At 68.2% G+C, this 324-nt stretch carries 1 protein-coding gene; it reads left to right on the forward strand.

Annotated features, from left to right (window positions below; translation table 11 throughout):
* On the forward strand, nt 1–324 hold a 324-nt coding region (locus KBI52_RS00550), incomplete at both ends, for a transposase (protein WP_210804755.1).

The following is a 324-nucleotide window of genomic DNA, read 5'->3' on the forward strand; positions in this document are numbered from 1 at the left end:
CGCCTGATCCCGGCCCAGTACGTGAAGCCGTTTCTGAAGGGCCACAAGAATGACTACCGCGACGCTGAAGCCATCGCCGAGGCGGTGCAGCGGCCCACCATGTCGTTCGTGGCCATCAAGACGCCCGAGCAGATGGATCTGCTCGCCCTGCACCGCGTGCGTTCACGCCTGGTCAGTCAACGCACCGGCGTGACCAACCAGATCCGCGGCCTGCTGCTCGAGCGCGGCATCACCGTGCGCCAGGGGCTTGCGCCCTTGCGGCAGGCGCTGCCCGGCATTCTGGGTTCGCCCTCTGACGCGCTCTCGCCCCGGCTGGTACGCCTC

The organism is Microvirga sp. HBU67558, from assembly GCF_018069605.1.
Lineage (GTDB): Bacteria > Pseudomonadota > Alphaproteobacteria > Rhizobiales > Beijerinckiaceae > Microvirga > Microvirga terrae.